The sequence below is a fragment of the Erythrobacter sp. SDW2 genome (assembly GCF_021431965.1).
Classification (GTDB): domain Bacteria; phylum Pseudomonadota; class Alphaproteobacteria; order Sphingomonadales; family Sphingomonadaceae; genus Parerythrobacter.
Genome location: NZ_CP090370.1, coordinates 1,567,772 through 1,582,668 on the forward strand (window position 1 = coordinate 1,567,772; position 14,897 = coordinate 1,582,668).

13 protein-coding genes are annotated in these 14,897 nt (G+C 65.9%); 10 read left to right on the top strand and 3 right to left on the bottom strand.

Annotated features, from left to right (window positions below; all coding sequences use genetic code 11):
- The first annotated feature begins 36 nt into the window (after positions 1-36).
- The 3 genes from LY632_RS07680 (at position 37) to LY632_RS07690 (ending at position 3,505) form a co-directional block, all read left to right on the top strand.
- Positions 37-1,347, top strand: a complete 1,311-nt coding sequence (locus LY632_RS07680; RefSeq protein ID WP_234090562.1) for a M20/M25/M40 family metallo-hydrolase — start codon at positions 37-39, stop codon at positions 1,345-1,347.
- 149 nt (positions 1,348-1,496) lie between these two features.
- Positions 1,497-1,871, top strand: a complete 375-nt coding sequence (locus LY632_RS07685) for a BlaI/MecI/CopY family transcriptional regulator (RefSeq protein WP_255695714.1) — start codon at positions 1,497-1,499, stop codon at positions 1,869-1,871.
- Positions 1,868-3,505: a M56 family metallopeptidase gene (locus LY632_RS07690; RefSeq protein ID WP_234090563.1), complete on the top strand. Its 1,638-nt coding sequence runs from the start codon at positions 1,868-1,870 to the stop codon at positions 3,503-3,505. Before LY632_RS07685 ends, LY632_RS07690 begins: the two co-directional genes overlap by 4 nt.
- 57 nt (positions 3,506-3,562) lie before the next feature.
- On the opposite strand, the gene LY632_RS07695 is transcribed toward LY632_RS07690, so the two are convergent.
- Positions 3,563-4,435, bottom strand: a complete 873-nt coding sequence (locus tag LY632_RS07695) for a neutral zinc metallopeptidase (protein ID WP_234090564.1) — start codon at positions 4,433-4,435, stop codon at positions 3,563-3,565.
- A 104-nt stretch (positions 4,436-4,539) separates the two neighbouring features.
- On the opposite strand from LY632_RS07695, the gene LY632_RS07700 reads away from it, so the two are divergent.
- The 5 genes from LY632_RS07700 (at position 4,540) to LY632_RS07720 (ending at position 10,126) form a co-directional block, all read left to right on the top strand.
- A complete protein-coding gene (locus LY632_RS07700; protein ID WP_234090565.1) occupies positions 4,540-5,298 on the top strand; it encodes a 3-hydroxybutyrate dehydrogenase in 759 nt (252 codons plus the stop codon).
- Between the two features lie 10 nt (positions 5,299-5,308).
- On the top strand, positions 5,309-6,820 hold the full coding sequence (locus LY632_RS07705; protein WP_234090566.1) for a M28 family peptidase: 1,512 nt from the start codon (positions 5,309-5,311) through the stop codon (positions 6,818-6,820).
- A 94-nt stretch (positions 6,821-6,914) separates the two neighbouring features.
- On the top strand, positions 6,915-8,378 hold the full coding sequence (gene guaB / locus LY632_RS07710) for an IMP dehydrogenase (protein WP_234090567.1): 1,464 nt from the start codon (positions 6,915-6,917) through the stop codon (positions 8,376-8,378).
- A 3-nt stretch (positions 8,379-8,381) separates the two neighbouring features.
- The gene (locus LY632_RS07715) at positions 8,382-9,563 is read left to right on the top strand and encodes an RsmB/NOP family class I SAM-dependent RNA methyltransferase (protein WP_234090568.1); all 1,182 of its coding nucleotides are present in this window, start codon (positions 8,382-8,384) and stop codon (positions 9,561-9,563) included.
- A 59-nt stretch (positions 9,564-9,622) separates the two neighbouring features.
- Positions 9,623-10,126 carry a lipopolysaccharide assembly protein LapB gene (locus tag LY632_RS07720; protein WP_234090569.1) on the top strand — a complete coding sequence of 168 codons (504 nt, stop codon included), beginning with the start codon at positions 9,623-9,625 and terminating at the stop codon, positions 10,124-10,126.
- A 36-nt stretch (positions 10,127-10,162) separates the two neighbouring features.
- Here the strand turns inward: LY632_RS07720 and LY632_RS07725 are convergent, their stop codons facing one another.
- Both LY632_RS07725 and LY632_RS07730 read right to left on the bottom strand, forming a co-directional pair.
- Positions 10,163-10,654, bottom strand: coding sequence for an RNA pyrophosphohydrolase (locus LY632_RS07725; RefSeq protein ID WP_234090570.1), 492 nt, complete (start codon positions 10,652-10,654; stop codon positions 10,163-10,165).
- Entirely contained in the window at positions 10,655-11,605 is a 951-nt protein-coding gene (locus LY632_RS07730) for an alpha/beta hydrolase (protein WP_234090571.1), read from the bottom strand.
- A 182-nt stretch (positions 11,606-11,787) separates the two neighbouring features.
- Between LY632_RS07730 and LY632_RS07735 the strand changes: the two genes are divergently transcribed.
- Both LY632_RS07735 and LY632_RS07740 read left to right on the top strand, forming a co-directional pair.
- On the top strand, positions 11,788-13,743 hold the full coding sequence (locus LY632_RS07735) for a 2-oxoacid:acceptor oxidoreductase subunit alpha (RefSeq protein WP_234090572.1): 1,956 nt from the start codon (positions 11,788-11,790) through the stop codon (positions 13,741-13,743).
- Between the two features lie 97 nt (positions 13,744-13,840).
- Positions 13,841-14,893: a 2-oxoacid:ferredoxin oxidoreductase subunit beta gene (locus LY632_RS07740; RefSeq protein WP_234090573.1), complete on the top strand. Its 1,053-nt coding sequence runs from the start codon at positions 13,841-13,843 to the stop codon at positions 14,891-14,893.
- Positions 14,894-14,897: the final 4 nt, after the last annotated feature.

The following is a 14,897-nucleotide window of genomic DNA, read 5'->3' on the forward strand; positions in this document are numbered from 1 at the left end:
ATTGACTCGGCGCCTGCGCCAGCCCCACATCGCTCCATGCGTTTTCTTATTTCCCTTGCGGCCCTGACCGCCGCTTTCGCCACGCCCGCAGCCGCTCAGCTTTCCGAGCCCGAGCAGGTCATCATGGACACTGTCGTGGCGGGATACGAGGATGACGCAGTGCTGCTCGAGCGGCTGGTCATGCAGAACTCCGGCACCCACAACCACGCAGGCGTGAAGGCAGTGGCCGACATGCTGGTGCCGGAATTCGAAGCGCTCGGCTTCACGGTCGAATGGATCGACCAGTCGGCGGCGGGCCGGGCGGGGCACCTGTTTGCGCGCAAGACCGGCAAGCCGGGCACCACGCGGATGCTGCTGATCGCGCATCTCGATACCGTGTTCGAGGCCAACTCGCCGTTCCAGGGCTTCACCCGCGAGGGTGATACCGCCACCGGTCCCGGCGTCGGCGACGACAAGGGCGGGATCGTGGTGATCCTTGCTGCGCTCAAGGCAATGCAGGCGGCGGGCACGCTGGAAGATGCCAATATCGTTGTCGCGCTCACCGGCGATGAAGAGGACGCCGGCGATCCGCTCGATGTGTCGCGCAAGGATCTGCGCGAGGCCGCCGGATGGGCCGATGTCGCGCTCGATTTCGAAGGGCTGTCGGTGATGGACGGCAAGGACATGGGTGTCGTCGCCCGACGTTCGTCGAACGACTGGACGCTGACCGTTACCGCGAAGAGCGGGCACAGCTCGGGCATCTTCGGCGAAGGCGTGTCCTACGGCGCGATCTACGAGCTGGCGCGGATCCTCGACCGGTTCCGCCAGGAATTGCCCGAGGAGAACCTGACCTTCAATGTCGGCGTGATGGCAGGCGGCACCCCGGCGAGCATCACTGCGGACGGGCTGGCGACCGAGGCGGTCGGCAAGGGCAACATCATCCCCACCACCGCCATCGCCCGGGGCGACCTGCGGACGATCTCGCAGGAGCAGAGCGACCGCACGGTGGCCGCCATGCAGGCGATCGTGGCGGAAAGCCTGCCGGGGACGTCGGCGAAGATCGAATTCCAGTTCCGCTATCCGCCGATGGCGCCGACCGAAGGCAATTACGCGCTGCTGGCGCGGCTCAACGGGGTCAACGCCGATATGGGGCTGGAAGAGATGGGTGTTTACCCGCCCTCCATGCGCGGCGCGGGCGATATCAACTTCGTGGCCGATCTGGTCGATGGTATCGCCGGCATGGGAACCGATGGCAGCGGGTCGCATGCCCCGGGCGAAAGCGTCGACCTCAAGAGCATCACGCGGCAAGCCCAGCGCGCGGCGATCCTTATCTCCCGCCTGTCGCAAGAGGCCTGGCCGGCGCAATAGGCCCGCGCCCGGACGTCGTTCGTCCGACCCGGGACGCTGTTAAACGAACATAGCCCTTTCTGAATGCTTGTTCATACGGGCTTCAGGTTTACAAACGTAGTCGGTTTGCCTACAGGTGTAATCGAAGCCCAGCGAGGGAGGTTGGTGTCGTGTCGGAAAGCCCGCAAATCAGCGAAGCCGAACATGCCGTGATGGAGGCGTTGTGGGCGCAGAGCCCGCTCACCGCCACCGAGGTGTGCGAGGCCGTGTGCGAGACCCGCGACTGGAGCCTGCCCACGGTCAAGACCCTGCTCTCGCGCCTTGTTGCCAAGGATGCCGTGCTGACCGAGCCCGATGGCCGCCGATTTCTTTATTCGCCCGCCATCGCCCGCGATGACTATGTCGGGGGCGAGAGCCGCCGTCTGGTCGATCGCCTGTTCGGGGGACGCGCCGCATCGCTGGTGGCGCATCTGGCCGAGCAGGAAGCGCTGAGCGAAGCCGACATCAGCGAAATCGAGGCGCTGTTGAAGGAGCTCAAGCCATGAGCGACTGGCTCCTCGACACGCTCCTGTGGACCGGCGTGCTGCTCGCCGCGGTCCTGCTCTTGCGCCGCCCGGTCGCGCGGCACTTCGGGCCGCAGGCGGCCTATGCACTATGGGCACTGCCGTTCCTGCGGCTTCTCACCCCGGCAATCACGTTGCCGGCATGGATGAACCCTGCGCCTGAATCCGCGACGGCACCGTTGACTGCCCCGGTGGCCGATCCGGTTGCTCTGTGGCTGCCGCTTGAGGGGCAGCCGCTGGGCGCGACGGTCGCCGAACCCGGCTCGAACCTGCCGCTCGATCTCGCCGCGCTTGGCCTCGCCGCCTGGCTGGTCGGCGCGCTGGTGTTCCTTGTGTTCAGGTTCCGGGCTTACTTCGACATGCGGCGCGAGTTGCTCGCCGATGCGCGCGAAGTGGGCCAAGCCCCCGGCGGACTGCTCGGACCCATCCGGCTGGTCGAGACGCCTGCGACCAATACCCCGCTGGCATTCGGTGTGCTCGACCGCGTTATCGCCCTGCCGCCGCGCTTCCTGGCGCTGGCCGAGCGGCCGATGCGCGATCTGGCGCTGGCGCACGAGCTGGCGCACCATCGCGGGGGAGACCTGATTGCGAATTTCGCCGTGCAGCCGCTGTTCGCGCTGCACTGGTTCAACCCGCTCGGCTGGGTTGGCTGGCGTGCCATGCGGCGCGACCAGGAGGCGGCGTGCGATGCGCGCGTCGTGCGGACTGCGGACGCCGGGCTGCGCGCGACCTACGCGCAGACCATCGCCAGCTTTGCGGCGGGACCAAAGGTGGCGCTGGCCGCTCCGATGGCCTGCCCGGTGCTTGGTGACAAATCGATCATCCATCGTTTGAGGAGCCTGACCATGTCCGATATTTCCGCCCGCCGCCGCTGGGGCTTCCGCTCCCTGCTGCTGGCAGGGGCGCTGGCGCTACCGCTGACCGCATCGATTTCCTATGCCGAAGATCGGCAGCAAGCGCCCCAGGCGCCAGAGCCACCCGAAGCTCCTGAAGCGCCTGCCTGGCCCGAAGCGCCCGCCGCGCCCGATGCCCCGGGATGGAGCGAGAGCGACGATGTCGGGGTCGAGATCACCGAGAGCGCCGATGGCAAGCGGATCGAGCGCCGGATCGCCCGCAAGCTCGAACGCCTGGGCGATGAAGGCGAGCGGGTTATCGTGATCAAGACCAGGGACAAGGACGGCAAGGTCAAAGTCGAGGAACGCCGGGTCAGGGGCTTCGCTTTCACCGACGAAAACGGCAATCGCCTGTCCGAGGAAGAGTTCGAGAAGCGCATCGAGGAGAAGATGCGGCACAAAAAAAAGGAACTCGAGGCGCTGGGCGAACGGCTGGAGCAGCAGATGAAGATCAGCTTCGGTGATGGCGCGCAGGCACGGATCTTCGGATCCGGCTGCGACGGCGAGCGCGGAAACCGCACCGCCATCGCCAGCGCCGACGGCGCATTCGCCATGGCGGTCTGTGCCGAAGGTGTCGCCCGTCAGGCCAAGGCGGTCGCAATCGAAAGCCTCGGCGCTGCTCGCAAGGCGGTCGAGATGGACCGCAATCTGAGCGAGGAACAGTGCAAGGAAGCGCTCAAGGCCATCGATGCGGAAATCAACCGGCTGACGATCGAAAGCTGATATGTCTCGGCCGCCTCACCCTGCGAGGGAGGGGCGGGCCGGAGGCGGGAACGAACATCACCCCTGCTGGAAATAGGCGTCGCACACACTGTCGTCGCCGCTCCGCATCCCGTCGCGCAAGGCCTTCATCCGCTGTTCGCTGGTGCCGTGGGTGAAGCGTTCAGGATCCACCCGCTGACCGGCATTGCGCATCAGCTCGTCGTCGCCGATCGAACTCGCCGCCTGCATCCCTTCCTCCAGGTCGCCCGGTTCGATCAGGTTGCGGTTCTTGCCTGCCCAAGCCCCTGCATAGCAGTCCGCCTGCAGCTCCATGAGCACTTGCAACCGGTTCGCCTGGCGCGGGTTCTGCTGTTGAGCGCTGCGAACCTGGTTCGAGATGCCCGTCAGCGTCTGGATATGGTGGCCATATTCGTGCGCGATAACGTAGAGGCGGGCAAAGTCGCCGCGCGTGCCGGACATCTTGGCCAGTTGGTCATAGAAGCTGGTATCGATGTAGATGGTCTGGTCGGCCGGGCAATAGAACGGTCCGGACGCAGAGGTCGCGCCGCCGCAGCCACCGGTCTGGACGCGGCCGTCGCGGAACAGGTCGAGCTGCGGGTCCTGGAAGGCGATGCCCGCCCGCTGGAACTCGGCTGACCAGGTCTTGTTGAGCGACGCGAGCGCACCGCAGGCTTCCTGCGCATAATCGCTGCTGCTGCAGATCTCTTGTTCGGACAGCTCGCCCTGTTGCTGCGTGGTTGGTGCGCCTTGCTGCATCCCGCCGACCATGCCGATCATTTGGCCGGGATCGACGCCGAATACCAGCGCGCCGATAATCACCACCAGCAAGCCGCCGCAGCCGAGGCCGCCAGCCCCGCCGGGCAAGCCGCCACCGCCGCCGCTGCTCGAGCGGACCCTGATGTCGGACGTGTTGAACGGATTAAGCCGCATGCGTGCTCCCCGAATGCTGCACTTGCGCGGATTGCGCTGGACAGAAGCCACTTTGCCCGCAAAACGGCGCATTCGTCCACCGCTTTAACGAAAGGCTCCCGACCATGTTCCTGACCGGCAAACGCGCGCTTGTCACCGGCTCGACGTCGGGCATCGGCCTGGCCACCGCTCGCGCCCTGCGTGCGGAAGGTGCGGAGGTGATCCTCAATGGCTTCGGAGACGCTGGCGAGATCGCAAAACTGCAGGAAGAGCTCGACGGGGCGGAGTATTTCGGGACCGATTTGACCGATGTTGCAGCCATCGAGGCGATGATGGCCGAGGCAGGCCAGATCGACATCCTCGTCAACAACGCGGGAATGCAGCACGTCAGCCCGGTCGAGGATTTTCCGGTCGACAAGTGGGACCTGATTATGGCGCTGAACCTCAGCGCGGCGTTCCATTGCACGCGGCTGGCGGTGCCGGGCATGAAGGCGAAGGGCTGGGGCCGGATCATCAATACCGCCAGCGCCCATTCCAAGGTCGCGAGCCCGTTCAAAAGCGCCTATAACGCGGCCAAACATGGTCTCGACGGGTTTACCAAGACTATCGCGCTCGAGCTGGCCGAATTCGGCATCACCGCCAATTGCGTCAGCCCCGGCTATGTCTGGACACCGCTGGTGGAAAACCAGATCCCGGACACGATGAAGGCGCGCGGCCTGAGCCGCGAGGAAGTGATCAACGATGTCCTGCTGGTGAAGCAGGCGACCAAGAAGTTCGTCCAGCCGGCAGAGATCGGCGCGGTGGTTACCTTCCTGTGCCGGGATGAGGCGCAGAACGTCAACGGCGCCAACTGGAGCGTCGACGGCGGCTGGACTGCGGAATAGGGCGACGCGGATGATCGAAGCGGGGCGCATGAAGAACGGCATCAGGGGTATTTTCACGGCACTGCTGGCGGGGCTTGCGCTTGCCGCCTGTGCAACCGTTCCGGGCAGCAAGCGTGACTACAAGGCAGCTGAAGCTGCGCTCTCCATGCATATCCGGACGCTGGCGAGCGAGGCGTATGGCGGTCGCAAGCCCGGCACCGAAGGCGGTGCCAAAACCGAGCAATACCTGGTCGATGCACTGACCGGCTATGGCTTCCAGCCCGGCGCCGCCGAAGGCCAATGGCGCCAGCCGGTGAAGCTGGTGCGCAGCCTGCCGGGCGAGGCGATGATAGATTTCCGCACTGGGAAGACGATATCCGGCGAAGAGGTGATTGCCCGGATACCCGGTGAAAACATTGCCCTTGAGGAAAGCCGCGTCACCGTCTTCGCGCCGGGTGCTCAGCAGCTTCCGGCAGGTTCGCAGAAGGGCCGTTCGGCAGTCCTGTTCCAGGAAGCCCTGTTTGCCGGCGAAGGACAGGCGATGGCCGAGGCGGGCTTCGATGCGATCTACGTCCTGTTCGAGGACGAGGAAATGTTCGAGCGCGCAGCGGGTTTTTTCCGCAATGGTCGCTGGTCGCTCCAGGGCACCGCTCCAGTATCGGACACGCCCTATGTGTTGCTCTCGCCCGATGCTTCGATCGAGTTTGCCGGGGCCATCGGCAACAGCATTTCCGATCTGCGCGAACTTTCGGGCAAGCAGGAAGGGGGCGAATTCCAACGCCGCAACCCGGTTTGGCTCAGCGCCACCGCGCGGGTCGAAGCAGTGGAGACCGCGAACGTGATCGGCAAGCTGCCCGGAAAGGTGCATGACAGCGGAGCGGTGATGATCCTGGCTCATTGGGACCATCTCGGAACGTGCGGTCCGCAGGATGCGCCAGACCGGCTTTGCAATGGCGCTGTCGACAACGCATCAGGCATCGGCGTGATGCTGGAAGTAGCCCGTCGTATCGCGGCGCAGGGTGGGCTCGATCGCGATTTTTACGTCATGGGTACGACGGCGGAGGAAATAGGCCTGCTCGGCGCCGAGGCCTTCGCTGCAGACCCGCCTTTCCCGCTGCCCACCATCGTGGCTGCCTTCAACATGGATACCGTGGCCATCGCTCCCAAGGGCTCGCCCGTCACCGTGGTTGGCTGGGGCCGGACCCCGCTCGACGAAGGCATTCGCAAGGTCGTCGAGGGGATGGGCACCAGGTTCATGGTGGTCGAATCGACCGAGCAGTTCGTGCGGCGACAGGACGGCTGGGCCTTGCTAAGCCGTGACGTACCGACCGTGCTCGTCAGCACATCCTTCGGTGACGAGGAAAAGTTCAACGCATTCCTTGATGGCCCCTACCACCGCGCGGATGACGAGTGGTCGGAGGATATGGAACTGGGCGGGGCAACCGACGACATTTTCATCCATGTTGCCTTGCTCAGGCACTTCGGCAGCGTGGCCGAATACCAGCCAGGCATGATGGAAAAGGTTGAAGCTAGCGCACAGTAGCGATCACCCCCTAGCGGGGAGAGAAGTTTCCGGTTACGGGGCGGCGCACGATTCCAACCGCCAGTTCCTGGCCGTCCAACCGGAAAGCCTGCTCGTGCCCATCAAAGATATCCCCCTCGGCCTCACCTTCGACGACGTGCTGCTGCGTCCTGCCGAAAGCGAGGTTCTGCCATCGATGGCCGACACCCGCACCATGCTGACGCGCGGGATCGCGCTCAACATCCCGGTGATTTCCTCGGCGATGGACACGGTGACCGAGGCCGACATGGCGATTGTCATGGCGCAGCTGGGCGGGATCGGGGTGCTCCACCGCAATCTCGAAGTGGCCGAGCAGTGCGCCGCGGTGCGGGCGGTCAAGCGGTTCGAGAGTGGCATGGTGGTGAACCCCATCACCATTTCGCCCGACGCGACTTTGGGTGAAGCGCAGGCGATCATGCAGCAGAACCGCATCAGCGGTATTCCGGTGACCGACCGCGCCGGCAAGCTCGTCGGCATCCTGACCAACCGCGACGTGCGCTTTGCCGAGAATCCGCTCCAGCCGGTGCGCGAGCTGATGACGACGGAAAACCTCGCCACCGTGCCGCTCGGTACCGGCCAGGACGAAGCGCGCCGCTTGCTCCATGCCCGCCGGATCGAGAAGCTGCTGGTGGTGGATGATAGCGGCCGTTGCGTCGGCCTGATCACGGTCAAGGATATCGAAAAGGCCGTGACCTATCCCGATGCCACCAAGGACGAAAGCGGCCGCCTGCGGGTCGCCGCCGCGACCACGGTCGGCGACAAGGGTTTCGAGCGGACCGAGGCGCTGGTCGATGCCGAAGTCGACGTCATCATCATCGACACCGCGCATGGCCACAACAAGGACGTCTCGCGCGCGGTCGAGCGGGCCAAGAAGCTTAGCAATTCGGTTCAGATCGTCGCCGGCAATGTCGCAACCGCCGAGGCGACACGGGCGCTGATCGACGCCGGGGCCGACGCGGTCAAGGTCGGCATCGGGCCGGGCTCGATCTGCACCACCCGCGTTGTCGCCGGGGTCGGCGTGCCGCAATTGACCGCGATCATGGAAAGCGCCGAGGAAGCCGCCAAGTCGGGCGTGCCGGTGATCGGCGACGGCGGCCTGCGCACCAGCGGCGATGCGGCCAAGGCGCTCGCGGCGGGGGCTTCGAGCGTGATGATCGGTTCGATGCTGGCAGGGACCGAGGAAGCGCCCGGCGAAACCTTCATCTACCAGGGCCGCAGCTACAAGAGTTATCGCGGCATGGGCAGCGTCGGGGCGATGGCGCGCGGCTCGGCTGACCGCTATTTCCAGCAGGACGTTTCCGCGCTCAAGCTGGTGCCCGAAGGGATCGAAGGCCAGGTGCCTTACAAGGGCCCGGCCAAGGATGTGATCCACCAGCTCGTCGGCGGGATCAAGGCGGCGATGGGCTATACCGGCAGCAGGACCATCGAGGACTTGCGCACCAATGCGCAGTTCGTGAGGATCACCGGCGCGGGACTGGCGGAAAGCCACGTCCACGATGTCGCGATCACGCGTGAGGCACCGAACTATCCGACGCGCTAGATCATGACCCCCGCAGCGCGGGTGCAGGCCGCTATCGAAGTTCTCGACCGCGTGATCGAGGCCGCACGCAGTGAAGGCGCGCCGGCCGACCGGATCATTGCCGACTGGGCCCGTAGCAACCGATACGCCGGGAGCAAGGACCGCCGCGCGGTGCGCGCGCTGGTCTATGGCGCTGTCCGCGTGTGCGGTGAAGTGCCCGCCAGCGGCCGTGCGGCGATGCTGCGGCTGGCCGAGAGCGATGCGGCGCTGCGCGATTGCTTCGACGGTTCGCAATACGGTCCGGCACTGCTGGCTGGCGATGAGCCGGTCGCTGCGGCAGGCGCGGTGCCGGCATGGCTGGTCGAGGCCCTCGCCGCATCGGGACTAGAAGCCGCCGAACAAGCGTCGCTGATGGACCGCGCCCCGCTCGATGTGCGGGTCAACACGCTCAAGGCCGACCGTGCGACCATTGCCTTGCCGGAACCGGGCGAGGCGCTGGAGGCGCCGCAGGCGCTGCGTTTCCCCTCCGGCACTGCGGTCGAGCAATGGTCTGCTTACAATGACGGGCTGATCGAAGTGCAGGACCATGGCAGCCAGCTCGCTTGCCTCGCCGCAGCTGTGCAGCCCGGTGAGACTGTCATCGACCTGTGCGCCGGCGCCGGGGGCAAGACCCTCGCGCTGGCGGCGGCGATGGAGAACCGGGGCACGCTGCTCGCCTGCGACACCGACAAGCGGCGGCTGGGCAACCTCCCGCCACGTGCCGCTCGGGCGGGGGCCGGGATAGTCGAGCCGCTGCTGCTCGATCCGGGCCGGGAGCTGGATGCGCTCGCCGCGTATCAGGGCAAGGCCGATTGCGTCCTGATCGACGCGCCATGTTCGGGCACCGGCACCTGGCGCCGCAAGCCCGAGGCCAAGTGGCGGCTGACGCCCGAGCGGCTGGAACGCTATGCCAGAGTGCAGGATTCCCTGCTCGATATTGCTGCACAATTGGTTCAACCAGGGGGTAGGCTGGTGTTCGTCACCTGCTCGCCGCTCGATGCCGAGGGGTCTGATCGTTTCGCGGCTTTCCTCGCCCGCCACCCGCAATGGTACGCCGATCCGCTGCAACTGCCGCTCGGTCGGGCACGCGGCGAAGGAGTTCGCCTCTCGCCGTTCCATGACGGCACGGACGGGTTTTTCATCGCCCGGGCCGTGTTGCCATGTTAGGCAAGGGCGATATGGTTTCGACCACGCCCCCAGCGAGTCCCACCTGGAAGGACCAGATTATGCGTTTTGCCCCTGTTGCTGCTGCCCTTTCGCTGCTGTTGGCTGTGCAGGCGAGCGTCGGCACGGCGGAGGAACTGACGCCTGACCCGCGCGCGGCAATGCTTATTGCCGATGGCCGTGCAGCCCTGGCCGACGGGCAACCGCAAAAGGCGATCGACGCGTTCGAAGCGGCGCTGGCGGTCGATCCTGCCTATACCCCGATTTTCCTCGAATTGGCCGAAGCCGCCCGCCGCGAGGGGCTTCAGGGCAAGGCGATCAAGTACTACCGCGAAACGCTGAGCCGCGATCCGGACAACTTCGCCGCGATATCGGGCGAGGGTGCCGCACTGGTCGAGAAGGGCGCGATCGAGAAGGCCAAGATCAATCTCTCGCGGCTGGAATCGCTGTGCGGTGCCGAGTGCGAAGAGACGAGGCAACTGGCCGGTGCCATCGCGCGCGGGCCGCAGCCCAAGGTCCTGCGCGCCGAGGCGGTGATGCCTGAAGCGGTGGTTTCGCAGAACTGATCGCCGATCGCTGTTCGAGCCGGCGCATCGAGGTAATCACACCAAGTCGCGGAATTCCTTGACCACACGGCGATAGACCTCGCGCTTGAAGGGCACGATCAGGTCGGGCAGCTCGTCGGGCACGACCCATTTCCACTCGCTGAACTCGGGCGGGTCATGCGCCGCGATGTCGATGTCGCTGTCCTCGCCCTTGAACCGTCCGAGGAACCAGTGCTGTTCCTGCCCGCGATACTTGCCGCCCCACAGCTGGCCGACCAGTTCGTCCGGCAGGTCGTACCGGACGGGCTCCGGCATGGCGGCAATGATATCGACCAGGTCGGAAGTGACACCGGTTTCTTCCTCCAGCTCGCGCAAGGCGGCCTCGCGCTCGCTTTCGCCGGGGTCGATCCCGCCCTGTGGCATCTGCCAGGTCCCCAGCACCTGGGAATCGATCCGCTGCGCTGCAAATACCAGCCCGTCGCGATTGGCCAGCATGAAGCCGGCACAGCGCCGGTAACCCAGTTCCATCTCTATCCTATCCTTCGCCATTCAGCCGTGCCTCGCGAGCAGCAGTTTCATCGCCGCGAAAACATTCTCGAGGTCGGTCTGGTAGCTCGGCACCGCCTGCCGCAGATTGGTGAAGCTGTGGGTGCCGCCGCGGACCTCGATGAAGATGTGGTCGACCCCCGCGAGGCTCAGCGCCGCGCCATAGTCGCGTCCGGAATCGCGGATCGGGTCGAGGCTGGCGGTGACCAGCACGGTTGGCGGCGTGCCCTCATGCGCGGCATGGATCGGCATCGCGCGCCAGTCGCTCTTGTCGGGCAGATAGGCGGCCTCGAAGAACTCCATCGCCTGGCGGGTCAGCACATAGCCTTCCGCGAAATCGGCCACGCTCTTCGACTTGGCCCAGTCGCTGGCGAGCGGGAAGATCGGCACTTGCAGCACCACCGGCACCGCCGCCGCTTCGCGCATCAGCGCTTGGGTCACGACGATGGTGGCGTTGCCTCCGGCGCTGTCGCCGATAGGGATGAGGCCGGTTGCGCTGCGGCCAAGTTCGGCGGGCGAGCCTGCCACCCAGCGGGTTGCCGCGACGCAATCCTCGATCGCGGCGGGGAAGGGCGCCTCGGGCGCGCAGCGATAATCGACCGCCACCACCGGCAGGTCCATCTGGTGGGCGATCTCGGTGCAGAGATTATGGTGGGTGTCGAGATCCCCGATCACGAAACCGCCGCCGTGGTAGAACACGATCACCGGCCCCGGACCGCGGCTCTCGCGCGTGTCATAGAGCCGCAGCGGAATGTCGCCCGCGGGCCCCGGACACGACAGGTCCCTGATCACCGCCAGTTCGCGGGCCGGGCGGTCGGCCATGTCGTGCAGCGCCTGGTAGCCCATCCGTGCCTCGGCCGGGCTCAGCTCGGTGATCGCCGGGCCTGGCGCCGCCGCCAGCATGTCGAGCAGCACGCGCACATCGGGGCGCACATATGGGGTCTGGTCGGTCATGGCGAATCTCTCCCTCTCGCGCCAATGGATAGCGGCGGGGGGAAGCCTGTCCATATCGCTTTCGCGACGAAGCGGTAGCAAGTAGCACAGAAAAACTTGATTGCCCGGTTCGGGTGGCGCACCTAGGTCGCCAGCCTCGAATACAGGGGCACGCGGGAACAGGCGTGTCAAAAGGAACGACTATGGCTACCCAGGCGGCTGATCGCCCTACTTCTCCCAGGACCCCCGAAGCAGTCGTCGTCCGGTTTGCGGGCGACTCCGGCGACGGGATGCAGCTGACCGGCGGGCAGTTCACGCTTTCCAGCGCGCTGTCGGGCAACGACTTCGCGACCTTCCCCGATTTCCCGGCCGAAATCCGCGCACCGCAGGGCACCCTTTTCGGGGTGTCGGCGTTCCAGATCAATTTCGGCGCGACCGATATCGATACCGCCGGTGACGCGCCCGACGTGCTGGTGGCGATGAACCCGGCGGCGCTCAAGACCAACCTGCCCTCGCTCAAGCCCGGCGGGCTGGTGATCGTCGACGAAGGCGAGTTCGGCAAGCGCAACCTCGAGAAGGCCAAGTACGAGAGCAACCCGCTCGATGACGATACGCTGGCCAAATACGACGTGCTGCGGCTCGACATCTCGGCGCGCACGATCGAGGCGGTCAAGCCCTTCGGCCTCGGCAACAAGGAGGCGCTGCGCTGCAAGAATATGTGGACGCTGGGGCTGGCGCTGTGGATGTTCGACCGCCGCCGCGCCCCGATCCACGACTGGCTCAAGGCCAAGTTCAAGAGCAAGCCCGAACTGGCCGAGGCCAATATCGCCGCGCTCGACGCTGGCCATGCTTACGGCGAGACGGCGGAACTCGCCGGGCCGCTGCGGCAGGTCCATGTCGATCCGGTGCCGACCGCGCCGGGTCTCTATCGCACGCTGACCGGGGCGGAGGGCATTGCCCTCGGCCTCGTGGCCGGGGCGCGGCTGCTGCGCCTGCCGATGTTCTTCGGCGGCTATCCCATCACCCCGGCCTCGGCGATCCTGCATCATCTGGTGCGGATGAAGGAATTCAACGTCACCACCTTCCAGGCGGAAGACGAGATCGCCGCGATCTGCGCCGCCATCGGGGCGAGCTATGCCGGCTCGCTGGGCGTGACCTCGTCCTCCGGCCCGGGCATTGCGCTCAAGACCGAGGCGATCGGGCTCGGCATCATGACCGAACTGCCGCTGGTGATCGTCAATTCGCAGCGCGGTGGCCCGTCGACCGGCCTGCCGACCAAGACCGAGCAGAGCGACCTCTATCAGGCGGTCTATGGCCGCAACGGCGATGCGCCGATGCCGGTGATCGCCGCGCGTAGCCCGGCCGACGCCTTCGAATGCGCGATCGAGGCCTGCCGCATCGCGGTGCAGTACATGACCCCGGTGATGCTGCTGACCGACGGCTATATCGCCAATGCGGCCGAGCCGTGGAAGGTGCCCGATCCCGAGGCGTTCGAGCGCTTCCCGGCCGAGTTCCTCGAGCAGCCCAACGGCCCCCCCGACGAAAACGGAAACGCCAAGCTGCTGCCCTACAAGCGCGACGAGAAGGGCGCGCGTCCGTGGATCAAGCCCGGCACGCCCGGCCTGATGCACCGCATCGGCGGGATCGAGAAAGCGGTCGACACCGGCCACATCGACTATTCGCCCGCCAACCACCAGGCGATGACCGACGCCCGCAAGGCCAAGATCGAAGGCATCCGCGTACGCGACCAGCAGGTCTCGGTCGGGACCAAGGGCGGCAGACTGGCGGTGGTCGGTTGGGGCTCGACCTACGGCCCGATCCATCAGGCGGTGAACCGCGCGCGGCGCAAGGGTATGGATGCCAGCCACATCCACCTGCGCCACATCTGGCCGTTGCCCGCCAATCTCGGCGAGCTGCTGAAGAGCTATGACAAGGTGCTGGTGCCGGAAATGAATACCGGCCAGCTCAAGACGCTGCTGCGTGACCAGTACCTGATTGACGCCCAGCCGCTGACCAAGACCAGCGGCCAGCCGTTCCAGATCGCCGAGCTGGAAGCGGCGATCGCGACCTACTTCGACGGCGTGCCCGGCAATGCGGGCGGGAACGAAGTGCCGCCGAACGAGCAGCAACTGCCCAACCCGGTGGGAGTCGAAAAATGATCTCCATCCGTCATCCCAGCGAAAGCTGGGATCGCTCTCCTAACCGTCCCACATTGCCGCACGAGATCCCAGCTTTCGCTGGGATGACGAGGTCATCATGAACGCACCCGCTAACATCACCACCACCCTCAAGGATTGGGAAACCGACCAGGAGGTCCGCTGGTGCCCGGGTTGCGGGGACTATGCGATCCTGAAGGCTGTGCAGCGCACCCTGCCGGCGCTGGGCGCGGACCCCAAGAACACGGTGTTCATCAGCGGCATCGGCTGTTCCAGCCGCTTCCCGTATTACGTCGAGAGCTACGGCTTCCACACCATCCACGGCCGCGCGCCGGCGGTGGCGACGGGGGTGAAGCTGGCCAATCCGGACTTGGACGTCTGGATCGTCACCGGTGACGGCGACGGGATGAGCATCGGCGGCAACCACACCATGCATATCCTGCGGCGCAACCTGAACTGCCAGATCCTGCTGTTCAACAACGAGATCTACGGCCTAACCAAGGGCCAGGCCTCGCCGACCAGCCGCCTCGGCACGCGTTCGCCCACGACGCCCGCGGGCAGCTACGACCGCCCCGCCAAGGCTTGCGCCTTCGCCATCGGCGCGGGTGCGCGCTTTGTCGCGCGCGGTTTCGACGTGTCGAAGAAGCTGCCCGAAGTGCTCGAGGCCGCCTATCGCCACAAGGGCGCGGCTTTCGTCGAAATCTTCCAGAACTGCATCGTCTACAACAAGGACGTGTTCGACGGCTTCGCCGCGCCCAAGGGGGCGGAGGATCACCAGCTGTGGCTGGAAGACGGCCAGCCGATGCTGTTCGCCAACGGGACCAAGGGTATCACGCTCGATCACAACACCCTGCAACTGGCGATCGTCGATGTGGTCGCCAAAGAAGACGGAACACCCGACTGGGAAGCGGCGGGCGTGATCGTCCACAACGTCAAGAACCGCTCGATCGCGCATATGCTGGTCGAAATCCCGTTCCCCGAATTCCCCAAGGCGCTCGGCGTCCTCTACGACGATCCGCGCCCGAGCTTCGAAGGTGAAGTGATGGAGGAAAAGGCGCGGATGAGCGAAGGCAAGGAACCCAACCTCGCCGCGCTGCTCGGCAAGGGCCAGAGCTGGACCGTTGCCGACGACGAGGGGCATCCGGCGGAGTAGGTTT